The sequence below is a fragment of the Delftia sp. Lp-1 genome (assembly GCF_020523835.1).
Classification (GTDB): domain Bacteria; phylum Pseudomonadota; class Gammaproteobacteria; order Burkholderiales; family Burkholderiaceae_C; genus Comamonas; species Comamonas acidovorans.
The window spans coordinates 53,198-78,687 of the sequence record NZ_JAJALJ010000004.1; the positions used below are offsets into that span (position 1 = coordinate 53,198).

General features: G+C 67.3%; 21 protein-coding genes. 16 read left to right on the forward strand and 5 right to left on the reverse strand.

Annotation, left to right across the window (positions count from 1 at the left end):
- Positions 1-4 precede the first annotated feature (4 nt).
- Both LGR64_RS25440 and LGR64_RS25445 read right to left on the reverse strand, forming a co-directional pair.
- Positions 5-1,162, reverse strand: a complete 1,158-nt coding sequence (locus LGR64_RS25440) for a DegT/DnrJ/EryC1/StrS family aminotransferase (protein ID WP_230357296.1) — start codon at positions 1,160-1,162, stop codon at positions 5-7.
- Complete coding sequence (locus LGR64_RS25445; protein WP_230357298.1) at positions 1,159-2,820, reverse strand: O-linked N-acetylglucosamine transferase, SPINDLY family protein; 1,662 nt, start codon at positions 2,818-2,820, stop codon at positions 1,159-1,161. Before LGR64_RS25445 ends, LGR64_RS25440 begins: the two co-directional genes overlap by 4 nt.
- A 386-nt stretch (positions 2,821-3,206) precedes the next feature.
- On the opposite strand from LGR64_RS25445, the gene motA reads away from it, so the two are divergent.
- The 9 genes from motA (at position 3,207) to LGR64_RS25490 (ending at position 13,004) form a co-directional block, all read left to right on the forward strand.
- Entirely contained in the window at positions 3,207-4,067 is an 861-nt protein-coding gene (gene motA, locus LGR64_RS25450) for a flagellar motor stator protein MotA (protein ID WP_012202536.1), read from the forward strand.
- 24 nt (positions 4,068-4,091) lie between these two features.
- Positions 4,092-5,129, forward strand: a complete 1,038-nt coding sequence (motB, locus tag LGR64_RS25455) for a flagellar motor protein MotB (RefSeq protein ID WP_063327644.1) — start codon at positions 4,092-4,094, stop codon at positions 5,127-5,129.
- Between the two features lie 124 nt (positions 5,130-5,253).
- On the forward strand, positions 5,254-5,640 hold the full coding sequence (gene cheY / locus LGR64_RS25460; RefSeq protein WP_012202534.1) for a chemotaxis response regulator CheY: 387 nt from the start codon (positions 5,254-5,256) through the stop codon (positions 5,638-5,640).
- Positions 5,641-5,650: 10 nt separating this feature from the next.
- A complete protein-coding gene (locus tag LGR64_RS25465) occupies positions 5,651-6,265 on the forward strand; it encodes a protein phosphatase CheZ (protein ID WP_012202533.1) in 615 nt (204 codons plus the stop codon).
- Between the two features lie 222 nt (positions 6,266-6,487).
- Positions 6,488-7,663 carry an EscU/YscU/HrcU family type III secretion system export apparatus switch protein gene (locus tag LGR64_RS25470; RefSeq protein WP_013800346.1) on the forward strand — a complete coding sequence of 392 codons (1,176 nt, stop codon included), beginning with the start codon at positions 6,488-6,490 and terminating at the stop codon, positions 7,661-7,663.
- Positions 7,660-9,759: a flagellar biosynthesis protein FlhA gene (flhA, locus tag LGR64_RS25475; RefSeq protein ID WP_012202531.1), complete on the forward strand. Its 2,100-nt coding sequence runs from the start codon at positions 7,660-7,662 to the stop codon at positions 9,757-9,759. Before LGR64_RS25470 ends, flhA begins: the two co-directional genes overlap by 4 nt.
- Positions 9,756-11,411, forward strand: a complete 1,656-nt coding sequence (gene flhF, locus LGR64_RS25480; RefSeq protein ID WP_043822590.1) for a flagellar biosynthesis protein FlhF — start codon at positions 9,756-9,758, stop codon at positions 11,409-11,411. The genes flhA and flhF overlap by 4 nt, the downstream gene beginning before the upstream one ends.
- Positions 11,404-12,285 (forward strand): hypothetical protein, encoded by an 882-nt coding sequence (locus tag LGR64_RS25485; RefSeq protein ID WP_013800344.1) that lies wholly within the window; start codon positions 11,404-11,406, stop codon positions 12,283-12,285. The genes flhF and LGR64_RS25485 overlap by 8 nt, the downstream gene beginning before the upstream one ends.
- A gap of 5 nt (positions 12,286-12,290) precedes the next feature.
- Positions 12,291-13,004: an RNA polymerase sigma factor FliA gene (locus LGR64_RS25490; protein WP_012202528.1), complete on the forward strand. Its 714-nt coding sequence runs from the start codon at positions 12,291-12,293 to the stop codon at positions 13,002-13,004.
- A 212-nt stretch (positions 13,005-13,216) separates the two neighbouring features.
- Here LGR64_RS25490 and LGR64_RS25495 read toward each other — a convergent pair whose 3' ends face one another.
- Positions 13,217-14,668 (reverse strand): aminotransferase-like domain-containing protein, encoded by a 1,452-nt coding sequence (locus LGR64_RS25495; protein WP_034398015.1) that lies wholly within the window; start codon positions 14,666-14,668, stop codon positions 13,217-13,219.
- Positions 14,669-14,905: 237 nt separating this feature from the next.
- Here LGR64_RS25495 and LGR64_RS25500 point away from each other — a divergent pair, with 237 nt between their 5' ends.
- The 5 genes from LGR64_RS25500 to LGR64_RS25520 all read left to right on the forward strand — a co-directional run bounded on the left by LGR64_RS25500 (position 14,906) and on the right by LGR64_RS25520 (position 19,837).
- Complete coding sequence (locus LGR64_RS25500) at positions 14,906-15,508, forward strand: LysE family translocator (protein ID WP_230357301.1); 603 nt, start codon at positions 14,906-14,908, stop codon at positions 15,506-15,508.
- 232 nt (positions 15,509-15,740) lie between these two features.
- Positions 15,741-16,925, forward strand: a complete 1,185-nt coding sequence (locus tag LGR64_RS25505) for an aminotransferase-like domain-containing protein (protein ID WP_013800341.1) — start codon at positions 15,741-15,743, stop codon at positions 16,923-16,925.
- An 87-nt stretch (positions 16,926-17,012) separates the two neighbouring features.
- Positions 17,013-17,972: a PhzF family phenazine biosynthesis protein gene (locus tag LGR64_RS25510; protein ID WP_230357303.1), complete on the forward strand. Its 960-nt coding sequence runs from the start codon at positions 17,013-17,015 to the stop codon at positions 17,970-17,972.
- A gap of 87 nt (positions 17,973-18,059) precedes the next feature.
- The gene (locus LGR64_RS25515) at positions 18,060-18,743 is read left to right on the forward strand and encodes a histidine phosphatase family protein (protein ID WP_034398008.1); all 684 of its coding nucleotides are present in this window, start codon (positions 18,060-18,062) and stop codon (positions 18,741-18,743) included.
- 119 nt (positions 18,744-18,862) lie between these two features.
- A complete protein-coding gene (locus LGR64_RS25520) occupies positions 18,863-19,837 on the forward strand; it encodes a Bug family tripartite tricarboxylate transporter substrate binding protein (RefSeq protein ID WP_013800338.1) in 975 nt (324 codons plus the stop codon).
- 353 nt (positions 19,838-20,190) lie between these two features.
- On the opposite strand, the gene LGR64_RS25525 is transcribed toward LGR64_RS25520, so the two are convergent.
- The gene (locus LGR64_RS25525; protein ID WP_141832626.1) at positions 20,191-21,054 is read right to left on the reverse strand and encodes a creatininase family protein; all 864 of its coding nucleotides are present in this window, start codon (positions 21,052-21,054) and stop codon (positions 20,191-20,193) included.
- Positions 21,055-21,095: 41 nt separating this feature from the next.
- Positions 21,096-22,073: a Bug family tripartite tricarboxylate transporter substrate binding protein gene (locus LGR64_RS25530; protein ID WP_141832628.1), complete on the reverse strand. Its 978-nt coding sequence runs from the start codon at positions 22,071-22,073 to the stop codon at positions 21,096-21,098.
- 214 nt (positions 22,074-22,287) lie between these two features.
- On the opposite strand from LGR64_RS25530, the gene LGR64_RS25535 reads away from it, so the two are divergent.
- Positions 22,288-24,558, forward strand: coding sequence for a protein-disulfide reductase DsbD family protein (locus LGR64_RS25535; protein ID WP_141832631.1), 2,271 nt, complete (start codon positions 22,288-22,290; stop codon positions 24,556-24,558).
- Positions 24,559-24,751: 193 nt separating this feature from the next.
- Positions 24,752-25,285, forward strand: a complete 534-nt coding sequence (locus LGR64_RS25540) for a hypothetical protein (RefSeq protein WP_013800334.1) — start codon at positions 24,752-24,754, stop codon at positions 25,283-25,285.
- The last annotated feature ends 205 nt before the right edge of the window (positions 25,286-25,490 follow it).

Sequence of the window (25,490 nt, forward strand, 5' to 3'; positions counted from 1 at the left end):
AAAGTCAGAGGGAATTTTCGTTTACGTTCATGCAGATTTCCTTTATCCGCAGGCGCTGTTGGCGCGGCATGCCAACGAAAAACGGAAGCCCCAGCAGAGTCCTCGCCAGTTCTTCTGCATGAGGTGTCTCAAGCACAATGCAATGCCTGTGCAGCACACCCATATGCTGCAAAAGCGGCTGATACCACCGTCGCGTAGTAATACGGGCTTGCCGGCAGGCCTGCTCCAATCGATCGCGCGCCATCTCGCTGGGTAGCTGTGCACACAACAAGGTCGGAGCCATCAGGCAGGCCTCGCCGGCCTGGGCCTGCCACACCAGGGATCGGTTGCTGGCCAGGTTCAGGTCATGTTTCAAGCTGTCATGCAGCCTGCGGCGCTCTTCGGCATGGAGTTCCCATCGCCCGAGCATTTCCAGCGCAATGGCGGCGTGGTACTCGCTCATCTTGGCATTCGTGCCGGCATGGGCCAGCGCACCAACGGGCAGGCCCGCCTCCGGGTCGAGATTGATGCCGAAGTTGGACAGTTGACGCACCCTGGCCGCCAGCCCCGGACGTGTAGAGACAACCAGCCCGCCTTCCCCCGCTGGCAGGCTTTTGGTGGTGTGCATGCTGAAGACCAGGGTCCCCTGCGCACCCTGCAGCCACTGGCTGCCGTAGGCCGCCGCTGCGTCGACGATGACTGGCAGACCCGTGTCCTGTTCGAACTGCTGCCACGCCTGCATGTCATGCGGCATGCCGAAGGTAGCCACCGTCAGCACCGCATCAATGCGCATGCCGGCGCAGGCCGCTCGGGCAATATCGGGCGTCATCATCCAGCTGCACGGATCGACATCCGCCAGCACAGGCACCAAACCCGCGCGCAGCACGGCAGTGGCACTGGCAACGAAGGTGAATGTGGGCAGCAGCACGCGAGCGCCTGTCGGCAGCCCCAGGGCTTGCAGCACAAGCTCCAGCCCCTGCGTGGCATTGGCCACCGTGGTGACCTGTTCACCAGGCAATGCGAAGCGTTGCGCGAACTCTGCCTCCAGCTCCCGCACCAGAGGCCCGAAGTTTGAATAGTGCCGTGCCGCATGCATACGCTCCAGCCATGGCATCAGCGCCTGCGGAGAGGGCATGTCCGGGACCAGCAGAGGCACCCAGTCCGGCTCGGGATGGCGGGTCATGCAGCGGTTTCCACTTGGGCCAGCAAATGCTGGAGATCGGCTCCCACGCTCAGGGTCTGATGGTCGCCGCGCAGCCAGTTGACCCACATGAGCCGGTAGGCTTTCTCCAGCTCTGCCGTGCGCTCGGGGTAGTTCATCAGGACACTGGCCTGCAGCCGCGAACGGGCCTGGCTACGCTGCTGTGCCAGCCGTGCCGGATCCTCCATCAGGCGCAGCGCAGCCTGTACGTAACCGTCGACGTCCTTGGCGATCTCGCCACCGAAACCGATGCCCCGCAATGTGCCGGCCGTGGACGCATCCACACCACGGACCGCATCCAGCGTCACGATGGGCAATCCCATCCACAGTGCATGCAAGGTCGTGGTGCCGCCGCAAATGGGTGAGGTATCCAGCGCCACATCGGCGATATGCCCCAGTTCCATGAAGCCATCCAGCGGCTGCTGGTGCAGCACGGACACGCGGTCCAGCGGCATGCCTGCCGCCTCCACGCGTGGCTGCATGTGGGCCTGGGCGGCGTCCGGGTCCTGTTCCTTGACCATGATGATCAGGCGCGCGTCCTGGCGCTCGTGCAGGATACGTGCCCAGACGGCCAGCATCTCGTCGGTGAGCTTGGCCGAGTTGTTGAGCGAGATGAGCGTGGGATAGCCATTGCGCAGCAGGGGCGGCTCCTCGCACAGCGGCGAATACTCGGGTGGAGAGTAGCTGGCCATGCAGCGCAGTTGGAAGAGCTTTTCCGAATAGTGGGGAGCATGGCTGGGCGGAGCAATGGCGCCATCCACCAATCGGTAATCCATGGCCTTCATCCCCAGCGTATGCATATAGCCCAGCCAGGTCACCTGCACGGGTGCGGCGCGGCGGGCGAAGACTTCCAGGCGGTGGCCCAGGGTGAAGCCTGACAGGTCCACCAGCACATCGATGCCGTCTGCGCGGATCTGTTCGTAGAGCTGGTCGTCGGTCTGCTCGACCGCATCGTGCCAGTGCGGCACCAGGGCGCGCAGCTTCTCGGTCATCTTGTCGGGGCGGCCGCTGGAGTAGACGTGGATCTCGACGTTGTCCGGGTTGTGGTGCTCCAGCACGGGCCGCATGAAGAAGGCCACCGAGTGCTGGCGGAAGTCGGCCGTGACATAGCCGACCTTGAGCTTCTTGCGGGGATTGCGGTCACGCGGTGGCAGGGGCTTGGCGTTGCGGGTCAGCGGGTCGGCGAAGCGCCGGCCCCAGTCGCGCGCCACTTCCAGGGATTTGAGCGGGTCGCTGCTGGTGTGCGAGTGGATGTAGGCCCGCGTCATCCAGTGCGTGTTCTCGTTCTTGGCGTGGCGGCAGGCGTCGTCGATCAGGTCGCAGGCCTCCTGCCTGCGCCCCGTGCTGAACAGGGCCAGTGCCAGCAGTCGCTGGGCGTTGGGCATGCGGGGCTCTATCTCCAGGGCCATCTGCAACGCTTCCATGGCCTGCGGCCAGATGCTCATGCGCACGTAGACAAAGCCGATGTGCAGCCAGACCTTGGAGTTGCGCGGGTCCCGGGCCACCAGTTGCGCCAGATCCGACAGTGCCTCCAGGAACTGCGCGCGATCGACCATGGCGCGGATGCGGGTCAGCTCGCTGTCGATGCTGGGCGGCTGCGCAGCGGCAGCAAAGGCGTTGGCAAGAGGTGAAGATGGCATGGCGATGCAGCAGAGGAAGTATCAGGCCGACCCGCGGTCGGCACACGGTCGGCCCGCGGTCCGCACGCTTGTGCGCGCGGTGACACAAAGAATAAAACTGTGCCGACTATCCTCGCATGCGCGCCGCGCGATCCGCTATTAAGCGCCCGCCTTGCAAGACTCAAACAGGCACCGATTTGCCGGCCTTTTTGGGCTTTTGGCGCGCAGCGGCGCGTTTACACCTGCATCTCAGGGCTCTCAAGTATTGATGCCTGCGGTCGATAGCTTGACAAGCCATGGGTTCGTCGATGGCCGCCACCCCGCCACGGCCCAGTGTCAAAACAAGCGCGCATTTCCAAGCCAGTTCCGACTTTTCCATCGGGACACCTCTGACAGAATCCACTCCCATGCTTGTCATCATCGGATACATCGTCGCCTTCGGTTGCATCTTCGGCACCTATGTGCTGCACGGGGGCAACGTCCAGGTCATTCTCAAGGCCCTGCCCTTCGAGATGGTGACCATCGGCGGCGGCGCCATCGGCGCCTTCATCGTGTGCAACCAGCCCAAGGTGCTCAAGGCCACGGCCAAGGCCATCCCTGGCGTGATGAAGAGTTCGCGCTACACCAAGGCCCGCTTCATGGAGCTGATGGCCCTGCTGTACGAGATTCTGCAAAAGGCCCGCAAGGAGGGCCTGATGTCCATCGAAAGCGATGTGGAGGCACCCAACGAGTCGCCCATCTTCACCAAGTACCCCGAGCTGCTGGCCGACCACCATGTGGTGGAGTTCCTGACCGACTACCTGCGCATGATGGTGTCGGGCAACCTCAACTCCCACGAGATCGAGTCGCTGATGGACAGCGAGATCGAGGCGCATCACGCCGAAGCGCATGCCCCGGTCAATGCGTTGACCCGCCTGGCAGGCGCCCTGCCCGCCTTCGGGATCATTGCCGCCGTGCTCGGTGTGGTGAACACCATGGGCTCGGTGGGCCAGCCGCCTTCCGTGCTGGGCGGCATGATCGCCTCGGCCCTGGTCGGTACCTTCCTGGGCATTTTGCTGGCCTATGCGCTGGTGGAGCCCATGGCCGGCCTGGTGGAGCAGCGCGCCCAGGATGCCGCCAAGGAACTGGAGTGCATCAAGACCACCTTGCTGGCCAGCATGCAGGGCTACAACCCCGCCACGGCCATCGAGTTCGGCCGCAAGGTGCTGTTCTCCACCGAACGTCCCGGGTTCCTTGAACTGGAAACCCACGTCAAGGGCAAGAAGTAATCCTGCGTCCAGCAGCGTCAAGCCATGGCAGAGAAAAAGCTACAGCCGATCATCATCAAGCGCGTCAAGAAGACAGCGCATGCACCCCACGGCGGTGCCTGGAAGATCGCCTATGCCGACTTCGTGACCGCGATGATGGCCTTCTTCCTGCTGATGTGGCTGCTGGGCTCCACGGCCAAGGGCGAGCTGCAGGGCATTGCGGCGTATTTTTCCTCGCCGCTGAAGGTGGCGATGGCCGGCGGCGACGGTGCGGGCAACAGCTCCAGCGTGATTCCCGGCGGCGGCAACGATCTGGCCAAGGTGCACGGCCAGGTGCGGCGCTCGGAGGCGGCGGACAGCTCCAACCGGCGCACCAGCGTCGATGCAGGCCGCGCTGACCAGGCCCAGGTGGATTCCAACCGCATCAAGGCGCTCAAGGCCAAGGTGGACGCGATGATCACCAGCAATGCGCGCCTCAACGAATTCCGCTCGCAGATCCGCACCGACGTGACGCCCGACGGCCTGCAGATCCAGATCGTGGACGAGCAAAACCGCCCCATGTTCGACAGCGGCAGCGCCATGGTCAAACCCTACATGCGCGACATCCTGCGCGAAGTGGGCGCGGCCCTGGCGGGCGCGGAAAACCGCATCAGCCTGTCCGGCCATACCGATGCCGCCCCTTACGGCAATGCCGACCGCGGCTACAGCAACTGGGAGCTGTCCTCCGACCGTGCCAACGCCTCGCGCCGCGAGCTGGTGGCGGCCGGCATGCCGCTGAACCAGCTGGCCCGCATCACGGGCCTGGCCAGCAGCGACCTGCTGCTGCCCGATGATCCGCGTGCCCCGCAGAACCGGCGCATCACCATCACCGTGCTCACGCAGGAGGCTGAAAAGCGCCTGCTGGGCCACCGCGGACCTGTGACACGCAACGCCTTGCCGCCATCATTGGCCGGCGGCAATGGCGGCACGGCGAATGCGGCCACCACCGAATCCGCAACCGGCGAGACCGCTGCGCAGCCCGCCGCCACCTCGCCTGCAGCTGCCCCGTCTGCGCCCGCGTCACCTGATCGTGTAACAAATTAAGGTTTGCGCCCGATGCTGCCGAAAAGCAGGAAAATTCCCACATTGCGCCAAGAAGGTTTCATATTGTTACCATCGCGGCGGATTCTTACCAGTACCGAGCACCTACCGACCGAAAGGGCCTCACGTGGCTAATGCCCTGCGTTTTTTGATCGTTGACGACTTCTCCACCATGCGGCGCATCGTGCGCAATCTGCTCAAGGAGAGCGGCTTTCCCGAAGCCGATGAAGCCGAAGACGGCGTCGTGGCACTGCACAAGCTGCGCAACAGCAAGTTTGATTTCGTGGTGACGGACATCAACATGCCCAACATGAACGGCTTCCAGCTGCTCACCGAAATCAAGCAGGACGACAAACTCAAGCACCTTCCCGTGCTGATGGTGACGGCCGAGGCACGCAAGGAGGACATCGTGGCAGCGGCCCAGGGCGGCGCGGCAGGCTACATCGTCAAGCCCTTTACCAAGGCCACGCTGGAAGAGAAAGTCAACCTGATCCTCAAAAAGCTGGGCCTGTAGGGCACGCGCCATGAGCAACCCGGATGTCCCCGACAGCGTCCACTACAAGGTGGGCGTTCTCACGCGCCAGCTGCATGACTCGCTCAACGAGCTGGGCTATGCGGACCGATTGCGCGGCAGCATGGGAGAGCTGCCGGACGCGCAAAGCCGCCTTTCCTACATTGCGCGGCTGACCGGAGAAGCCGCCGAGAAGGTTCTGAACCGCGTCGAATTGGCCAAGGTCCAGCAGGACCGGCTGGCCGAGCGTGTACGCGCCATGCGGGCACAGATGGTCGAGGACCCCGTGGCGGCCGTGGCCAAGGGCCGGGTGATGAACTTCCTGGAGGAAGTCGAGCAGGGCACGCAGCAGGCCGACGAGCACCTCACCGAGATCATGATGTCCCAGGACTTCCACGATCTCACGGGCCAGGTCATTGCCCGCGTGGTCTCGCTGGCCGCCGATCTGGAGGACCAGCTGGTGCAGTTGCTCATCCAGACCTCGCCCAACCCGCAGCAGACGGCGCTGGAGCCCCTGGAAAAGCCCAAGGAGCACCTCGCCGGCCCCGTGGTCGATCCCGAAAAGACGCCCGACGTGGTGACTTCGCAGTCCCAGGTGGACGATCTCCTGGCCAGCCTGGGATTCTGATCACCCGGGGGGGCGCACGGCGCCTCCCCCTCTCATTGCACGGCAGCCTCTTTCGCTTGGGCGCAAGGGGCTGACTGCCATCTTCGCGGCGCCCTTGCACCATGCGGCTGCCGTTCCTCCCCTTGTGCAGACAGCACATAAGCGCCGCTTGAGCCCCGCTTATCGGGGCTTCGCCTGCCTGGCTTGTTCCGACAATGACGCAAATCCTTCCGTCATTGCGCCATGGACTCCAGCCAAGACAAAAGCCTTCCCGCCACCGAACGCAAACTGCAGAAAACGCGTTCTGACGGCCAGGGTGCGCGCTCTCGGGACCTGTCGCACCTGGCCATCCTGGGCACGGGCGCGCTGATGATGCTGATGGGCGCCGAGCCCCTGATCCAGCACCTGCGCATGGCACTGGCCCAGCAGTTGGCCTTCGACGCGCACACGGCCAAGACGCCGGCCCTGATGATGGAGCGCATGCTGTCCATGGGCAGCCTGGGTCTGAAGATTTCCCTGGTCGTTGCCGCCGTGACCACGGGTGCGGCCCTGGTGTCGGGCATGCTGGCCGGCGGCTGGATCCTGAGCCTCAAGCCCATCCAACCCCAGTTCAACCGCCTCAATCCGCTGTCGGGCCTGACCAACCTGTTTTCCAAGCAGCAGATGGTGACCGTGGTGAAGATGGTGGTGATGACGGCCATCCTCTCCTTCGTGGCCTGGAAGTTCCTGAGCGGCCATCTCGCCGAGATCGCCGCCATCTCCTCCCAGCCCTCGGCCATGGCGCTGTCCATGACGGGGCAATGGCTGGCCAGCGGCGTGGCCCTGCTGCTGCTGGTGGTGTTCCTGATGGCCGTGATCGACGTGCCGCTGCAGGCCTACCTGTTCAAGTCGCGCCTGAAGATGAGCCATGAGGAAGTCAAGCAAGAGCACAAGGAATCCGACGGCAACCCGCAGATCAAGAGCAAGATCCGCCAGAAGCAGCGCGAGATCGCCGACCGCGCCAGCGTCAACGCCGTGCCGCGCGCCGACTTCGTGGTCACCAACCCGACGCACTATGCCGTGGCCCTGCGCTACGACGAAAAGACCATGGCCGCCCCGCAGGTCATCTCCAAGGGCACGGACCTGGTGGCGCTAAAGATCCGCGAAGTCGCGGGCGCCCACAAGATCCCGGTGCTCGAATCCCCCATGCTGGCGCGCGCCCTGTACGCGCACGCCGATCTGGACCAGGCCATTCCCGCCGCGCTGTACACGGCCGTGGCCCAGGTCCTGGCCTATGTCTACCGCCTGAAGGCCGCGCTGCGCGGCGAAGGCCCCATGCCTGGCGATCTCGGCGAACCCGTCGTGCCCGCCGAACTCGATCCGCACCAGGGCCGCCGCGCGCCAGGCGCCGCCGCGACCACTGAAGGTACTGCTCCATGACGACGAATCCGCTCCAATCCCTGCAATCGATGTGGTCGAGCGAGAACGCCAAGTTCGCTCAGGGCCTGATGGCGCCGCTGCTGGTGGTGGCCATCCTGGCGCTGATGGTGCTGCCCATTCCGCCGTGGCTGCTGGACACATTCTTCACGCTGAACATCGCCGTGGCGCTGATGGTGATGATGGTGGCGGCCTACATGATCCGGCCGCTGGACTTCGCGGCCTTCCCGTCGGTGCTGCTGCTGACCACGCTGATGCGCCTGTCGCTGAACGTGGCCTCCACCCGCGTGGTGCTGCTGGAGGGCCACACAGGCCCGGGCGCGGCCGGCGCGGTGATCGAGGCCTTCGGCCACTTCCTGATCGGCGGCAACTTCGCCGTCGGCCTGATCGTGTTCGCCATCCTGGTGGTGATCAACTTCGTGGTGATCACCAAGGGTGCCGAGCGTATCGCCGAAGTCTCGGCCCGCTTCACCCTGGACGCCATGCCCGGCAAGCAGATGGCCGTGGACGCCGACCTGAACGCCGGCCTGATCGACGAAAAGGAAGCCAAGCGCCGCCGCGCCGAGGTGCAGGAAGAGGCCAATTTCTTCGGCTCCATGGACGGTGCCAGCAAGTTCGTGCGCGGCGACGCGGTCGCCGGCATTCTGATCCTGGTGATCAACATCATCGGCGGCTTCGCCATCGGCATGATCCAGCACGGCCTGTCGGCCGGCCAGGCCGCCGACAGCTACATCCTGCTGGCCGTGGGCGATGCGCTGGTCGCGCAGATCCCCGGTCTGCTGATCTCGGTGGCCGCGGCCATGGTGATCTCGCGCGTGGGCAAGGAAACCGACATGGGCCAGCAGATCGCGCAGCAGCTGTTCATGTCGCCCAAGGTGCTGGGCATCACGGCCGGCGTGCTGGGCCTGCTGGGCGTCATTCCGGGCATGCCCCACGTCGTGTTCCTGTGCACGGGCGCGCTGCTGGGCTGGCTGGCCTGGATGCTCTCGCGCCGCCAGCAGGAACGCGCCTCCCAGCAGACCCAGGCGCCCGCACCCGTGGCCGCGCCCAGCGATGGCGAAGCCACCTGGGACGACCTGCAGCCGGTGGACCTGCTCGGCCTGGAGCTGGGCTACCGCCTGATCACCCTGGTGGACAAGGGCCGCCAGGGCGACCTGCTGACCCGCATCAAGGGCGTGCGCCGCAAGTTCGCCCAGGAAGTGGGCTTTCTGCCCCCGGCCGTGCATGTGCGCGACAACCTGGAGCTCAAGCCCAGCGCCTACCGCATCACCCTGCGCGGCGTGATGGTGGGCGAGGGCGAGGCCTTCCCCGGCATGTTCCTGGCCATCAATCCGGGCGGCATCAGCACCCCGCTGATCGGCACCCAGACCACCGACCCGGCCTTCGGCCTGCCCGCCCACTGGATCGACGAACGCCAGAAGGAAGCGGCACAAATGGCAGGCTTTACCGTGGTTGATTCGGAAACCGTGATGGCCACCCATTTGTCACACTTGATGCAAGTGCATGCCGCCAAGCTGATCAGCCGTACCGAGACGCAGCAGTTGGTGGAGCATGTGGCCAAACTGGCTCCCAAGCTGATCGAAGAAGTCATTCCGAAAATGGTGTCCATCACGACGTTCCAGAAAGTGCTCCAGCTGCTGCTGGAAGACTCGGTGCACGTGCGTGACATCCGCACCATCATCGAGACGCTGGCCGAGCACTCCTCGACCACGCAGGACCCTGTCGAGCTGGCCCGCCGCGTGCGCATTGCGCTGTCGCCGTCCATCGTCCAGCAGATCTACGGCCCGACCCGCGAGCTGAACGTCATCGCCATCGAGCCCGGACTCGAACGCCTGCTGGTGCAGGCCCTGTCCAACCCCGGCTCCCCCTCACTGGATCCCGGCGTGGCCGAGATCCTCACCCAGAAGGCGGCCGACATGGCCAACCAGCAAGAAGAGCTGGGCCTGCCTGCCTGCCTGCTGGTTCCCGATTCCATCCGCAATTCCATTGCCCGCCTGGTGCGTCGCGTGGCGCCGCGTCTGCAGGTTCTCGCCCACAGCGAGATCCCCGAAACGCACACCATCCGCATCGGCTCGATTCTTAAAGGTGCATCCGCATGAACATCAAACGCTTCTACGCCCCCACCTCCCGCGAGGCCCTGGCCAAGGCGCGCATGGCTTTCGGAGCGGGCACCCTGATCCTGTCCAACCGCAACACGCCCGATGGCGTCGAGGTCATGGCCACGGCCGAGGACACGCTGGAGCACAGCAAGGCCGCTGCCAGCAGCACGCCGCTGCAGCAGGCCATCGAGCGCCGCTCCGCAGAGGAAACCACGGGCCTGCGCCCGCAGGTGCAGGCCAAGCTGATCCAGGCGCAGACCCAGCCGCGCACGGCTCAGCCGGCACTGCAGGCCGCGCAGGCGGCTCCATCGCGTGCTTCCCAGGCAACGTCGTCGGCGATTGCGCAGGCCATCTCGCAGGCAGCCTCGCTGTCGGCAGAAGGTGCCGAGCCGGCCGGCCTGCGCCAAAGCGTGCAGGAAGACACCGAACAGCTGGCCATGAGCACCCTGTCCTTCCAGGACTATGTGCGCGAACGCATGCTGCGCCGCCGCCACGAGGCCGGCGTTGACGAGCCGCTGCCCAGCTTTGCCCAGCGCCGCAGCCTGGGCGACGCCCTGCGCGAAGCACCGGCCGCCGCACCCACGGCTGCACAGCAGCCGTTCAAGGCACAGCCCGCACCTTCCGTGGCCCGCCACAACCCGCTGCGCGCCAGCGCCGAAGCGCCGCTGCGCGAGACCTTGCGCAGCGAGCCCGCACCGACCATGGCCTCCCAGGCACTGCGCGATGAGCTGCAGTCCGTGCGCGACCTGATCGAAGAGCGCTTCAACACCCTGACCTGGCTGGGCCAGACGCGCCAGAACCCCATCCACGCCAACCTCACGCACAAGCTGATCCGCGCGGGCTACTCCCCCGTGCTGGCCCGCGCCCTGGTCGAGCACATGCCCCAGGACCTGTCCGCCGGCGACGCCGTGCGCTGGCTGATGCAGGTGCTGGAACGCAATCTGCGCACCGACGCCGACCAGGCCCCGCTGTACGAGCAAGGCGGCGTCTTCGCCCTGGTGGGCTCCACCGGCGTGGGCAAGACCACGACCACGGCCAAGCTGGCTGCCCTGTGCGCAGCCAAGTACGGCGCCGCCAGCGTCGGCCTGATCACCCTGGACACCTACCGCGTCGGCGCCCACGACCAGTTGCGCTCCTACGGCCGCATGCTGGGCGTGGTGGCCCACCTGGCCCATGACCGCGCCGCGCTGCAGGACCTGCTGGGCCTGCTGGCCAACAAGCAGCTGGTGCTGATCGACACCACGGGCGTGGCCCCGCGCGATCCGCGCAAGGACGAGATCCTCGACCTGCTGGACCTGCCCGGCATCCAGAAACTGCTGGCCGTGAACGCGGCCGGCCAGGGCGATGCGCTGGACGATGTGATGCAGGCCTTCAAGGCGCGCGGCTCCAGCCAGGCCATCCTCACCAAGGTGGACGAGGCCGTGAAGCTGGGCCCGTCGGTGGACACGCTGATCCGCCACCAGATGCAGCTGCGCGGCGTGACCAACGGCCAGCGCGTGCCCGAAGACTGGGAACGCGCCGATGCGCAGCAACTGGTGTCCGCCTCCATGCGCGCCGCCACCCGCTCGGCCTTCGATCCCAAGGCGCTGGACCTGGACTTCTTCTTCACCCCGTCCAGCCCCAGCACGGAAGGCGAGATCCACCATGCTTGAAACCTTCCCCCAGCTGCACCAGGGCCTGGGCCTGCACGGCCAGCCCGGCGCCGCCGCGCCCATGGGCCTGCGTGTGCTGGCCATGCTGCGCGACACGGCCAACGACCCGCAGGGCCAGGCCGAACAATCCCTGCTGTGGCCGGTCTGCGCCAGCCTGCAGCGCCTGGGCCTGCCCGTCCTGGTGCTGGACGCCAGCCAGGGCGAGTCCCCGGATGCACCGGGCCTGGCGCAGCTGCTGCAGCAAAGCGCCTGGCAGGCCCGTACCGGCCTGCACCCCGATCCCCGCCACAGCTCGGTGGCCGTGCTGCCGGCGCGCCAGGGCCTGGATCTGCTGCCCCAGCAGGCACGCCAGGCCGGCATGACGCCCATGCAATGGCTGCAGCGCCACGTGCGCGGCTACGCCATCGTCATGCTGTATGCCAATGCCGACACGCTGGCCAGCAACCTGGCCGGCCAGGCCGTGCACCCGCTGATGGTGCTGCCCGAACAAGGCACCCGCGTGCTGGGCTGCTATCGCCAGCTCAAGCAGTTGGCGGTGCATGCCGGCCTGCGCTGCCTGCTGGCGCCGCTGCTGCCCAGCGCCGATGACCTGGGCGTGACCAGCTACGATTGGCGCCGTGGACAGACCGGCGCCCGCAGCCAGGCCGAGGATGCGCAACAGCTGCAATCGCAGATCGACGCGCTGATGCGCTGCGCGCAACGCCACCTGGGCCATGCGCCGGGACTGCTGCCCGTGCGCCTGCACCATGCACCGGACTTGCAGCGCCTGGCGCTGCAACTGCTCAACCATGCGGGCAGCGTGTTGCCACATGGCGGCCAGGATCTGGCCGCCGGCTTCGCGCCGCTGCCCGCATCCCATGCCTGGAGCCACTGACTGCCATGTACACCGCCAAAGGCCAACTCGACCGCGATGCACTGATCCGTCGGCATGTACCTCTGGTACGCCGGATCGCGCTGCACATGATCGCCAAGCTGCCTCCCAATGTGGAGCTTGATGATCTGATACAGGTCGGAATGATCGGCCTGGCCGAAGCCCTGTCCCGCTTCGAGAGCGAGCAGGGCGTGCAATTCGAGACCTTCGCCAGCCAGCGCATCCGTGGCGCCATGCTCGATGAGCTGCGCGAAGGCGACTGGATGAGCCGCAGCTCCCGCAAGAGCCAAAAGGACATCGAGCACGCGCTGCACCGCCTGGAGCAGCGCCTGGGGCGCACGCCGCTGGAATCCGAGATCGCCGACGAACTGGGCATGGACCTGGACGACTACCAGTCGCTGCTGGGCAAGGTGCGCGGCACGCAGCTGGTGTATCTGGAGGACATGTCGGGCGGCGACGAAGGCGAGGACTTCCTCGAACGCCACGTGGCCGACAGCGGCGCCGATCCCTTTGCGCTGCTGCGCGACCACCGCCTGCGCGTGGCCCTGGTCGAAGCCATCAAGGCACTGCCCGAGCGCGAGCAGTACATCATGGGCATGTACTACGAGCACGACATGAACCTCAAGGAAATCGCCGCCGTGCTCGGCGTGACCGAATCGCGCGTGTGCCAGCTGCACAGCCAGGCGATTGCGCGCTTGCGTACGAAGATGCGGGCGCATTGACTGGGAGCACCCCCTGAGGCGCTTGCGCGCCTTCCCCCTCTCTACTTGCTTCGCAAGGGAGGGGGACGACACCCTCGCGGCGGGGCGGCCCTTGCTCGGTGTCCCTCGCTTTGGGGCGCGCCGGTTTTTGGCGCTGCACATCTGATCAGCGCTGGCGGGTCGATGCTGCTTCAGCCCCCTTCCCCTTCCCCTTCCCTCTTCCTCTCCCTTTTCTATGCGCTGCCGCGCATGGCTTGGACTTCGCGTTCGAAGATGCGCCAGAAGGCGGGTTCCTGCGTGGTGGCGAAGTTGATGCGCATGCAGGTGCTGGGCTGGCGGCCTGCGTGGAACATGGCGCCGGGGGCGATGAAGTAGCCGGCGTCCAGCAGGCGCTGGGCCAGGGTTTCGGTGTCCACGCCGGTGTCCACCCAGCCGAACATGCCGGCCGGCTCGGCCGCGAAGCGGGCGCCGGCCTGCTGGGCCAGTGCCACGCTGCGCATGCGGGCCTGGGCCAGGTGCTGGCGCAGGCGCTCGGCATGGCGGCGCAGCTGGCCCTGGTCCATGCAATGGGCCAAGGCGCGTTCCATCAGCGAGGGGGTGGTGAGCGTGGACAGCAGCTTGGTGTCCACCAGGCGCTCCACCAGGGCGGGCGGGGGCGCCAGGTAGCCCACGCGCCAGTTGGGCGCCAGCAGTTTGGCGAAGCCGCTCACATAGATGCTGTGGCTGAGGCGGTCCAGCACGGTCATGCGCGCGGCGTGGTCGGGCGCGATCTCGCCATAGGTATCGTCCTCCACCACGTAGAAGCCGAATCGCCGCGCCAGCTGCAGCACCTCGTGGGCGCTGGCCGGTGACAGGCTGTAGCCGGTGGGGTTGTGCAGCACGCTCACGCTGACGTAGAGCTTGGGTGCGCAGCTTTCGCAGTAGCGCTGCATCACGGCCAGGTCCGGCCCGTCGGGGCCGCGCGGCACGGGCAGCACGCGCATGCCCAGCGATGCCAGGCGCGCGAACTCCACGGCCCAGCCGGGCTCCTCCACCATCACCGGGTCGCCCGGCTGCAGCAGGGCGCGGCTGACCACGTCCAGCCCATGGGTGGCGCCCATGGTGGTGATGATGTGCTGCGGCGCCGCCGCAATGCCCAGGCGCGCCAGGCGCCGCGACAGCGCCTCTCGCAGGCCGATGTCGCCCAGCGGGTCGCCGTAGCCCACGCAGGAGTCGTGCAGGGACTTGCCCGAGCAGGCCTTGCGCATGGCTGCCGCCAGGAAGCCGGCCTCCAGCCACTCGGCCGGCAGCACGCCCGCCCCGGGCTGCGGCCTGCCGCCCACGCTCTGGTGGAACATGCCGCGCACCAGCATGGAGGCATTGATGCGCGTGCCTTTGGGCACGCCAGGGGCCTCCTCGGCGGGGACCGCACGGGCCTGTTCGGGCTGCAGCAGCGGCGCATCCTGCACGAAGTCGCGCACGAAGAAGCCGCTTTGCGGCCGCGCCTCGACCAGGCCCTGGGCCTGCAGCAGGTCATAGGCGGCCACCACCGTGTGCGTGCTCACGCCCTGCTGGCGCGCGCATTCGCGCACCGAAGGCAGGCGTGCCCCCGCAGGCAGCAGGCGCATGCGGATGCGCTCGCCCAGGCGCTCGGCCAGCTGGGTGCTCAGGGTCTGCGGCGCCAGCCGCGAGAGGGGAACGGTCATACGGAAACGGGTGTGAACGGGTGCGAACGGCTGCAAACGGCTGTGAATGGGTCACCAGAAAGTCACTGTATCGGGATAGGCACCAATACAGAACATGCAATTGAGGGTCCAACTGTATTGGCACTGTACAGGTCTTGCACCTATATTTCATGCATTCGTGCTGCGGAGAAGGCCTGCCGTGCCCTCCTCCCCAACAGCCCCTGCCGCCTGTATGGAGACCTTCGGGGCCACCGCCTCATGCCACCGTCCGAACTCACCGCCTTGCTGCTGCTCGCCGCTTCCATGAGCTTCAGCCCCGGTCCCAACACCACGCTGTCCACGGCCCTGGCCGCCAACCACGGCCTGCGCCCGGCGCTGCGCTTCGTCCTGGCCGTGCCCGTGGGCTGGTGCGTGCTGCTGGTGCTGAGCACGGCCGGCGTGGGCGCGGCCATTGTCGCGGCGCCGCTGCTGCTGTGGCTGGTCAAGGCCGCCGGCATCGGCTACCTGCTGTGGATGGCCTGGCGCCTGAGCCGCAGCGCGCAGATGGCTTCGCTGCAATCGCCGCAGCAGCTGCAGGTGGGCTTCTGGCAGGGCGTGGGACTGCAATTCGTGAACATCAAGGCCTGGCTGCTGGCCCTGGCCATCGTGGCCGGCTGGCTGGCCGGGCGCGACGACCTGACCGAGCGCCTGGCCGTGGTGCTGCCCGTCATGGCCGCCTATGCCTTTTTCAGCAATCTGCTGTATGCCTGCGTGGGCGCACTGCTGCGCCACTGGCTGGCCCAGGGACGCAGGCTGCTGTGGTTCAACCGTGCCATGGCGACCATGCTGGCGCTGACGGCGATATGGATGGTGGCCGCATGAGGGTCCTCCACCCACGCCCAGGCAAAGGCCGTACTGGCCTGCCCAGCTATTGAAGGGAGGATGCGCAGACCCTTCACGCCCGCGACAAAATACCCTCATTGCCGGCGCAAGAGCGAGCGCACTATCCGCACTCCGCTCTTCACATGCGGCCGGCCCGTGCCCCACGACGGCATGGCAATCCATACCAGCCCGCCCGCATGGCGGGCACCGCAAGACCTGGAACTGTTTTTTTATGACGACCTGGACGCTGGCAGACCGTGCTGCCAAGATGAACCCCTCCGCCATCCGCGAAATCCTCAAGCTCACCGACCGTCCCGGCATCATCAGCATGGCGGGCGGCCTGCCCTCGCCGCTGGCCTTCCCGCTGGACGAGTTCACCCAGGCCTGCCAGACCGTGATGCAGCGCGATGGCGCCTCGGCCCTGCAGTACGCCACCAGCGAGGGCTTCGCCCCCCTGCGCCAGGCCGTGGCCGACTTCCTGCCCTGGGAAGTGGACCCCGACCAGGTGCTGATCACCACGGGCTCGCAGCAGGCGCTGGACCTGATCGGCAAGGTCTTCCTGGACCGTGGCAGCCGCATGCTGGTCGAAAAGCCCACCTACCTGGGCGCGCTGCAGGCCTTTGCACCGCAGGAACCGATTCCCGTGGGCGTGGACAGCGATGACGACGGCATCCTCGTCGAGGACTTCGCCGCCAAGGCCGGCACCGGCGCCGACAAGGCCCGCCTGGCCTACGTGCTGCCCAACTTCCAGAACCCCACCGGCCGCACCATGGCCGAGGCACGTCGCCAGGCCCTGGTGGACAAGGCGCGCGAACTCAACATCCCGCTGATCGAGGACAACCCCTACGGCGACCTGTGGTTCGAGCAGGCCCCTGCCCTGCCGCTGGCCGCGCGCAACCCCGAAGGCGTGATCTACCTGGGCTCGTTTTCCAAGGTGCTGGCCCCGGGCCTGCGCATCGGCTTCCTGGTGGCGCCCAAGTCCGTCTACAACAAGCTGCTGCAGGCCAAGCAGGCGGCCGACCTGCACACGCCGGGCTTCAACCAGCGCGTGGTCTCCGAGGTCATCAAGGACGGCTTCCTGGACCGCCATGTGCCCACCATCCGCGCCATGTACAAGCGCCAGCGCGACGCCATGCTGGCCGCGCTGGAACGCGAAATGGCCGGCCTGGACGTGCAGTGGACCCGTCCCGTGGGCGGCATGTTCCTGTGGGTTCGCCTGCCCAAGGGCATGGATGCGCAAAAGCTGCTGCCCGCCGCCGTCGAACGCGGCACGGCCTTCGTGCCCGGCGCGCCGTTCTATGCGGACGAGCCCCAGGCCAACACGCTGCGCCTGTCCTACGTGACGGTGTCGGCCGAGCAGATCGACAAGGGCATCGCCGCCCTGGCCGACGCCATCCGCTCGCAGCTGTCGGCCTGATACGCACAGCCCCGGCTGTTCCCTGAAAGCCGGCTTTGCGCCGGCTTTCTTCATCCTGCATTGCTCATCGCACCCCTGCCCCTTGCCATGACCTCCACCGCCGCTCCCCGCCAGCGCCCCTTCATGACCGTGGATGTGTTCACGGCACGGCCCTACCTGGGCAATCCGCTGGCCGTCGTGCTCGACGCCACCGGATTGACCGATGCGCAGATGCAGTCCTTCGCGGCCTGGACCAATCTGTCCGAGACCACCTTCGTGCTGCCTCCCACCGAGGCCGGCCGCGCCGCAGGCGCCGACTACCGCGTGCGCATCTTCACGCCGGGCGGCGAGCTGCCCTTTGCCGGCCATCCCACGCTGGGCAGCTGCCATGCCTGGCTGGCGCAGGGCGGCGTGCCGCAGCAGGCCCAGCGCATCGTGCAGGAGTGCGCCAAGGGGCTGATCGGCATCGAGCGCCAGGACGGGCGCCTGGCCTTTCAGGCACCGTCCACCGACATCAGCGACGTGGAGCCCGGCCTGCTGGATGACGTGGCGGCCGCGCTGGGCGCAGAACGCGGCCAGATCCTGCGTGCGGCCTGGCTGGACAACGGCCCGCGCTGGATGGGCGTGCTCTTCGAACACCCCGACCAGGTGCTGTCGCTGGAGCCCGACCATGCAAGGCTCAAGGCGCTGAACACCAAGGTGGGCGCCTGCGCGTTGTACGAAAGCGCGCAAGATGCACCGGCACTGATCGGCCGCAGCAGCCGCGAGGCCCGCGCCTTTGCCACGGGCCAGCGGCCAGCCGCAGCCGAGACGGATGCCGCCCCCAGCCTGGAAGTGCGCGGCTTCGCCAGCCCCGTCGGCGTCACTGAAGACCCCGTCACCGGCAGCCTCAACGCCAGTCTGGCCCTGTGGCTGCGCGGCGAAGGTCTGCTGCATGCGCCCTACATCGCCAGCCAGGGCTGCTGCGTGGGGCGCGACGGCCGCGTCCACGTCAGCGAGGACGCGCAGGGCGCGCTGTGGATAGGCGGCCATGTCGTGGAATGCGTGAGCGGCCAGGTACTGCTGTAGGGCCCGGCACGGCAGGCCTGTCGCCAAGGCGGCAGCCAGTCGCCCGCAGGACAAACGCCAGCGCCGGCGCTGGCCACAATCCGCGCCATGGGAACCCTCTATCTTGTGCGCCATGGCCAGGCCTCGTTTGGTGCCGAAGACTATGACCAGCTCAGCGAGCGCGGCACGGCGCAGTCGCAAAGGCTGGGGGCCTACTGGCGAGAGCGCGGCCTGCGCTTCGACGCGGTCTACACGGGCACGCTGCGCCGCCATGCGCAGACGCTGGCCGGCATCGCCGACGGCCTGGGCAGCCTGCCTGCCGAGCAGCACCGCACCCAGGCGCTTGCAGGCCTCGATGAATACGACAGCGGCGCGCTGCTGCAGGCCATTCATCCGGCACCCCTGCCCAAGCCCGACACGCCCGAGCTGTACCGCCACCACTTCCGCCTGCTGTGCGATGCCCTGGCCCAGTGGATGGCCGGCACCATCAGCCCCAAAGGCATGCCCAGCTGGGATGATTTCTCGGGCGGCGTGCGCCAGGTGCTGGAGCGCGTGCGCCACGAGCATGCCGACGAAAACGTGCTGCTGGTCAGCAGTGGCGGCCCCATCTCCACGGCCGTGGGCCATGTGCTGGGCACCTCGCCCGAGGTCACCATTGCGCTGAACATGCGCATCCGCAACAGCGCCGTGACCGAGTTCACCACCAGCCCCAAGCGCCTGATGCTGCAGACCTTCAACACGCTCAACCACCTGGACACGGACGAGCACCGCAGCTGGATCACGCACGCCTGATACGGCACCGGCAAGGCTGTCACACAGCTATCGCGCCAAGGCATAGCAGCCAGAACACGGGCGCTCTGGGCCGGCCTGCGCTTTTGCGCCAAACTCGCCGGCCAGGAGACAAAAGACCCATGAACAAACGCCGTTTCACGCGCAGCGCCCTGGCCTGCGCGGCCCTGCTGCTGGCCGCCATCACCAGCCAGGCCCAGCCCCTGTCGAACAAGCCCATCCGCATCGTCGTGCCCTTTGGCGCAGGCGGCGTGGCCGACGTCACCTCACGCGTCGTCGCGCAAAAACTGGCCTCGCAGCTGGGCCAGCCCGTCATCATCGACAACAAGCCCAGCGCAGGCGGCATCGTCGCGGCCGACACCGTGGCCAAGTCCGCGCCCGACGGGCACACGCTGTTCCTCATGTCCAACGGCAGTGCCGTCACCGTGGGGCTGTTCAACCAGCTGCCCTTCGACATGGTCAAGGACTTCACGCCGATTTCCACCCTGGGCTACTTCGACATCGGCGTGCTCACCGCCAGCGACTCGCGCTTCAAGAACCTGGGCGAGCTGGTGGCCTGGGCCAAGGCCAACCCCGGCAAGCTCAACATCGGCAGCATCGCCATCGGCAGCACCCAGCATCTGGCAGCCGAACTGTTCAAGACCACCGCCGGCATCGACGCCCAGATCGTGCCCTTCAACGGCACCCCTGCCGTGGTCACGGCCCTGCGCGGCAAGCAGATCGACGCGGCCGTGGAAATCCTCACGCCCATCATGGGCCAGATCAACTCCAAGGCCGTCAACCTGCTGGCCATCACCGGCGACAAGCGCTCGGCCCTGCTGCCCGGCGTGCCCACGGCCCAGGAGTCAGGCGTCAAGGGCTTCGTCGCCTCCTCCTGGAACGCCCTGGCCGCCCCCGCCAAGACCCCTCCGGAAATCATCGCCCGCCTGAACAAGGAAATCGCCGCCGCCGTGAACTCCCCCGAAGTCACGCAGAAACTGCGCGAGATGAACGTCCAGGCCCAGTCCAGCACGCCCGAGCAGACCGCGCAATTGCTGCAGTCGGAAATCAAGCGCTGGGGCGACGTGATCGTCCAGGCCAAGATCCCCAAGCAATAAAGCAATAAAGGAATAGGCCGAGCGAAGCAAAGGCCCGAGCAAACTCCCCGTATGTCAGCGCCTGCGTCGTGGCGGTTGCGGGGTTGCAAGCCTGCCGAAGGACAGGCTTGCTTCGTGATCTGACTCGCCGTGATGTTTGAACGTAGCGCGCAGCGCGAAGAGAGTTTCACGGCGAACCCCGCAGCCGCCACGACGCAGGTTGCCCCGCAGCGCAGCGAAGGGGTCGCGGACATTCGGGTCGTCTTTCTTTGGCCTACCTTTCTTTGACGAATCAAAGAAAGGTAGGTCGGCCGCCGGGCCGACTCCCGGCCTCGAAAAACCACCACCCGGCAGGGTCCAAAAAAGACCAAAAACTAAAGAGGCTCCGGCGCCCTTCCGACAGTATCCGCAGGCAGCGCAACCATCTCGGACAACAACCGCACCAGCCCCCGAGCCGAAGCCTCCACCATCAAAGCCCCCCGCTCGGCCGTAGCCCCCGCAGCATTCCCCACCGCCCCGCAAACGTTGTAGTCCTCGATGGCCCAGCCCATCTTGGCGCTTCGCCCATTGCCCAGCAAGGCATGCCGCTGCGCCCGATCCTCCGAAGTGGAATGAAAGTCCCGCGCATGCTCCATGCGCACGGTCTCCGGCGCCAGGTGCAGCATCATCGACGTCTCGACCTCGCCGCCATGGATGCCGAAGCGGTGTTCATGCGCGCTGAACTGCGCATTGGCCGCATCGTCCACCAGTCCGAACCAGCTGCTGCTGTAGACCAGCAGGCCATGGCGCATGCGCAGCTCGCGCGCCACGATGTCCATCACGCTGACCTGTCCGCCATGACCGTTGAGCAGCAGCAGCCGGCGCACGCCGGCCCGCGCCACGCAGGCGCCCAGCTCGGTCCACAGCGCGATCACCGTGGCGGGCGACAGCGTCAGCGTGCCGGCAAAGGATTGGTGCTCCACGCTGAAGCCGATGTTCTGCGGGGGAAGGAACAGCGCGGGCAGCTCGGCCGGCAGCAGCGGCAGGGCCGCATCGATCACGCCCTGCAGCAGGCGGGCGTCGACGGACATCGGCAGGTGCGGGCCGTGCTGCTCCACGGCAGCCACGGGCAGCACCGCCACGGTGCGGGCAGCCAGGCCGCTGGCCTGGGCCTGCGCAAAGTCGCGTGCAGAGGCCTCGGCCCACCAGCGGGAAGGCCAGGCGCCGGGGGATATCTGTTCGGGCGGGAAGTCTTGCATGGCCCGATATTAGGGCCATCCATGGGCTGCCGGAGCCCTCCTCACTCGGCCTTGAAGTTGGATTCCTTGACGATGCGTTTCCAGCGCTCGTTGTCCGACTCGATCAGCCGCGCGAACTCCTCGGGCGTTCCCCGGCGCGGCACATAGCTGTAGCTGCGCAGCTTGGCCAGCACGTCGGGCACCTGCATGACCTTGTCCATCTGCTGCGCGAGCTGGGCCACGATGTCGCGGGGCGTGCCCTTGGGCGCCAGCAGGCCCGACCAGGAGCTGAAGCCCATGCCGTCCACGCCGGCCTCCTTGATGGTGGGCACCTGGGGAAAGACTTCGGCGCGCTGGGGCAGCAGCACGGCCAGCGCCTTGACCTTGCCCGTGCGGATCATCTCCACCGAGGTGAAGGAGTCGAACGAGAAATCCACCTCGCCCGCCACCACGGCCTGCATCTGCGGCGCCGTGCCCTTGTACTGGGCGTTGACGATGCCCGGCGCGCCAATCACCTTCTTGAACTGCTCGGTGATCAGCGAAATCATGCTGCTGCCCGAGGACACGCTCAACGGCTTGCCCTGTTTGGCCATGGCGACCAGCTCCTGCAGGCTGTTCACGGGCAGGTCCTTGCGTGCGATGAGGACGAAGCCCACGTCGCACAGATGGCTGATGGGCTCGAAGCTGGACAGCGCCTCGTAGCTGGTCTTGTAGAGCACGGGACTCAGGGTCTGCGCGCCGGCCGTGTTCATCAGCAGGGTGTAGCCGTCGGGCGTGGCGCGCGCGGCCAATTCCGTGCCGATGACGCCATTGGCGCCGCCCTTGTTGTCCACCACGAAGGACTGGCCGGTCAGCTCCCCGAGCTTTTGCATGGCCAGCCGCGCCACCACGTCGGTGGTGCCACCGGCGGGAAAGGGCACGATCACGCGCACGGACTTGTCGGGATAGGCGGCGGCTGCGCGCGCGTGCTGCGGCAGTCCCCAGGCTGCGGCCGCTGCCGCGCCAGCGGCCAGGAAGTGGCGGCGAGATGTCTCCTGCATGGCTTGTCTCCTTGTGTTGCTCTATCCCGAATGGGTGGCCGGTCCATGATGGGCAACGGACATATCGCCTGTCCAATACCAAGCGCCTATGCAACGATATCTTTTGCCAATCGTCCTGCAGCCGGCCACAGGCGATCTCTCTGGACGGCCCGCTACCATCGCAGCCTGCAGCCGGGGGAACCAAAGACCATGCCCCTGGCTCCCACAGTCCGCCATGCCGCACCAACCACCTCTTCGCCACACTGCCCCCCAGCACCTCGCCTTCTGGCTCCTCGCCTTTTTCCTTGCCGCCGCCAGCCTGCTTGCCACCCCTGCCGGCGCGCAGCTGCGCCTGAAGACCGGCAGCGGGGCGGCAGCGGCCGTGGACACGCCACGCGTGCGGGCCGAGCTCGTGGCCCAGGCACCCGAAGGCGTTCAGCCCGGACAGACGCTGTGGCTGGGCCTGCTGATCACCCACCAGCCCGAATGGCATACCTATTGGAAGAACGCCGGTGACTCCGGCCTGGCCACCGAGCTGAACTGGCAGCTGCCTGCAGGCCTGACGGCGGGCGAGATCCAGTGGCCCGTGCCCGAGGCGCTGCGCGTGGGCCCGCTGCTCAACTACGGTTATGAGGGCCAGGTGCTGCTGCCCGTGCCCGTGCAGGTGGCCGCCGACTTCAAGCCGCCCGCGTCCGGCATGCTGGACCTGCGCCTGCATGCGAATTGGCTGGTCTGCCGCGTGGAGTGCATTCCCGAGGAAGGCGATTTCCAGCTGCAGCTGCCCGTGCAGGGCAGCACGGCAGGCCAGGGACAGGCCTTCACCCAGGCCTGGGCGCTCAAGCCCCAGGCACTGTCTGCGCCAGCCCAGGCCAAGGTGGTGCCGGCCAGCCAGCCAGCCGCACCAGGCAGGACGCCCGACGAGCGCGTGCAGCTGCGCATCGAGGGCCTGCCGGAATCCCTGCAGGGCCGCACGCTGGACTTCTATCCCGAATCTTCCGACACCTTCCACCACGCGGCAGAACTGGGCAAGGACTGGCAGCAGCGCTGGGATGGTGCGGCCTGGGTGGCCGAGCTGCCCCTGTCCGACATGCGCGGCGAGACCCCGGCCAAGCTGCCCGTGGTCCTGGCCCTGCCACCCGCCGAGCGCGCCGCAGCGCTGGAGCAGGGCCAGCCCGTGGCCTGGCGCGCCGAGGCCCCGGTCGAGGGCCGCTGGACGGCCGCCGCCATGGCCAGCGTTTCCCCCGCACTGGCCGCTGCCCTGGCGGCCAACCAGGCCGCTGCGCCTGCTGCCAGCGCCACCAGCCTGTGGATGGCCCTGCTCGGTGGTCTGGTGGGTGGACTGATCCTGAACCTCATGCCCTGCGTCTTCCCGGTGCTGGCCATCAAGATCCTGGGCTTTGCACGCCATGGACAGGACCGCCGCGCCCAGCGCCTGGGCGGGCTGGCCTATACGGCCGGCGTTGTGCTGTCCTTCCTGGCCCTGGGCGGACTGCTGCTGGCCCTGCGCGCGGCAGGCGAGCAGCTGGGCTGGGGCTTTCAGCTGCAGTCGCCGGCCATCGTGGCCCTGCTGGCAGCCCTGTTCACGCTGCTGGGGCTGAACCTGGCAGGCCTGTTCGAGTTCGGCTCCATGCTGCCTGGCCGCTGGGCTGCGGCCCATGCGCGCCATCCGGTGGCCGATGCCTTTCTGTCCGGCGTGCTGGCCGTGGCCATTGCCTCGCCCTGCACGGCGCCGTTCATGGGCGCCTCGCTGGGCTTTGCCATCGACATGCCGGCCCTGCAGGCGCTGACGGTGTTCGCCGCCCTGGGCCTGGGCATGGCCCTGCCCTATCTGCTGGCCAGCTTCGTCCCCGCCGTGGTGCGCTGGCTGCCGCGCCCGGGCGCCTGGATGGATACCTTCCGCCGCGCCATGGCCTTCCCCATGTTCGCCACCGTGGTCTGGCTGGTCTGGGTGCTGGGGCACCAGAGCGGCATCGACGCCGCCACCGCGCTGCTGGCCCTGCTGCTGGCATTCAGCGCCCTGGTCTGGACGCTGACGCTCAAGGGCCGCACGCGGGCCGTGCTGGCCACGCTGGCCGTGGTGCTGGCAGGCGCGCTGCTGGCCACCACCGCACCGCTGATCACCACACCTGCCCAGGCGGAGGGCACGGGCACGGCGTCCGCTGCAGGCGAGCGCTGGCAGCCCTGGTCGGCCGCCCGCGTGGCCGAGCTGCAGGCGGCGGGCAAGCCCGTGTTCGTGGACTACACGGCCGCCTGGTGCGTGACCTGCCAGGTCAACAAGCGCACCACACTCAACCATGAGGAGGTGCTGGCCGCCTTCGACAAGCACGGCGTGACCCTGCTGCGCGCCGACTGGACGCGGCGCGACCCGGCCATCACAGCTGCGCTGCAGCAACTGGGCCGCAGCGGCGTGCCCGTCTATGTGCTGCATGCGCCGGGCAAGCCGCCGGTAGTGCTCAGCGAGCTGCTATCGAAGAGCGAGGTACTGGGGGCATTGGCCGCGCTTTGACGGCACGCCCTCCTGGGACAAACCCCGATTTTGGGTAGGTCCCAGGCCTACATTTGTTGCAGCGCACGCCGTCCTAGACTGGATGCATCCGGGGAATACCGCAATCCGAACGCTAGGCGCCGCGGCTGCCGCCCGACTCCGGAGACCCGCCCGCGCGGCAACTGCCCGCCCTGCACGACACAGGAGGTGGGCCATGCATGCACTGATCACCCATTCGCACCCTTCGGGGGTGCACCATCGTTCACGCGGCAAGGGATTGCTGCTGGCGCTGGGGCTTGCCAGCCTGGCCGTGGCGGGGATCGTCCTGCCCTTTGTCTGGGACCTGCTGGGCTTCGTCAACGGATTGCCCAAGATGGGATGGCTGCAGTCCATCCTGGCGGTCTCGCCGGTGTTCAGCTGGCTGATGATGTTCGCCTGGGGCCTGGCCGTTCCCGTGGCGCTGATCTATGCGCTGTACCACCCGCAGACCCATCCCTGGGGCAATGCCGCCATGGTGGCGGGCGCCATGTTCATCGCCGTCACCTGGTATGTGCACATGCCCGCCGCATCGCAGTGCACGGCGATGTACCCGCAGACCGGCATGGCCTGCTCGGTGCTGCAATGGGGCTTCAGCATGAGCCTGGGCGTGGCAACGGCGGCCTATGTGTTCCTGGTCTTCATGATTGCGCTGTCCTCGCTGGGGCTGCTGGCCGAATGCGTTGCGCGCAATGAGCCGCCCAGGCCCTGAATCCGCAGGGTCTTGCGCAAGCGTCCCGACCGCCGATTTTTTGCCGCCGGGCCGCCCCAAGGCAAAAAGCGGCCCCCTCGGGGGGGCAGCGGACCTTGCGCAGCAAAGGGAGTGGGGGCTTCTTTTATAATGGCCGCTGGGTGTCCAGACCGCATGGGGCGGCAGGACAGGTGTTGATAGCGCAGGTCGGGCCGCCTGCGCACTG

Bases quoted from the DNA above. Each gene is read 5' to 3' on its own strand.
- LGR64_RS25500 (WP_230357301.1), top strand. From the start codon at position 14,906: ATGCCACCGTCCGAACTCACCGCCTTGCTGCTGCTCGCCGCTTCCATG.
- LGR64_RS25540 (WP_013800334.1), top strand. From the start codon at position 24,752: ATGCATGCACTGATCACCCATTCGCACCCTTCGGGGGTGCACCATCGT.
- LGR64_RS25465 (WP_012202533.1), top strand. From the start codon at position 5,651: ATGAGCAACCCGGATGTCCCCGACAGCGTCCACTACAAGGTGGGCGTT.
- LGR64_RS25530 (WP_141832628.1), bottom strand. From the start codon at position 22,073: ATGCAGGAGACATCTCGCCGCCACTTCCTGGCCGCTGGCGCGGCAGCG.
- LGR64_RS25445 (WP_230357298.1), bottom strand. From the start codon at position 2,820: ATGCCATCTTCACCTCTTGCCAACGCCTTTGCTGCCGCTGCGCAGCCG.
- LGR64_RS25440 (WP_230357296.1), bottom strand. From the start codon at position 1,162: ATGACCCGCCATCCCGAGCCGGACTGGGTGCCTCTGCTGGTCCCGGAC.
- LGR64_RS25485 (WP_013800344.1), top strand. From the start codon at position 11,404: ATGCTTGAAACCTTCCCCCAGCTGCACCAGGGCCTGGGCCTGCACGGC.
- motA (WP_012202536.1), top strand. From the start codon at position 3,207: ATGCTTGTCATCATCGGATACATCGTCGCCTTCGGTTGCATCTTCGGC.
- LGR64_RS25495 (WP_034398015.1), bottom strand. From the start codon at position 14,668: ATGACCGTTCCCCTCTCGCGGCTGGCGCCGCAGACCCTGAGCACCCAG.
- LGR64_RS25470 (WP_013800346.1), top strand. From the start codon at position 6,488: ATGGACTCCAGCCAAGACAAAAGCCTTCCCGCCACCGAACGCAAACTG.
- motB (WP_063327644.1), top strand. From the start codon at position 4,092: ATGGCAGAGAAAAAGCTACAGCCGATCATCATCAAGCGCGTCAAGAAG.
- LGR64_RS25520 (WP_013800338.1), top strand. From the start codon at position 18,863: ATGAACAAACGCCGTTTCACGCGCAGCGCCCTGGCCTGCGCGGCCCTG.
- LGR64_RS25515 (WP_034398008.1), top strand. From the start codon at position 18,060: ATGGGAACCCTCTATCTTGTGCGCCATGGCCAGGCCTCGTTTGGTGCC.
- LGR64_RS25535 (WP_141832631.1), top strand. From the start codon at position 22,288: ATGCCGCACCAACCACCTCTTCGCCACACTGCCCCCCAGCACCTCGCC.
- flhA (WP_012202531.1), top strand. From the start codon at position 7,660: ATGACGACGAATCCGCTCCAATCCCTGCAATCGATGTGGTCGAGCGAG.
- LGR64_RS25510 (WP_230357303.1), top strand. From the start codon at position 17,013: ATGACCTCCACCGCCGCTCCCCGCCAGCGCCCCTTCATGACCGTGGAT.
- flhF (WP_043822590.1), top strand. From the start codon at position 9,756: ATGAACATCAAACGCTTCTACGCCCCCACCTCCCGCGAGGCCCTGGCC.
- LGR64_RS25490 (WP_012202528.1), top strand. From the start codon at position 12,291: ATGTACACCGCCAAAGGCCAACTCGACCGCGATGCACTGATCCGTCGG.
- LGR64_RS25505 (WP_013800341.1), top strand. From the start codon at position 15,741: ATGACGACCTGGACGCTGGCAGACCGTGCTGCCAAGATGAACCCCTCC.
- LGR64_RS25525 (WP_141832626.1), bottom strand. From the start codon at position 21,054: ATGCAAGACTTCCCGCCCGAACAGATATCCCCCGGCGCCTGGCCTTCC.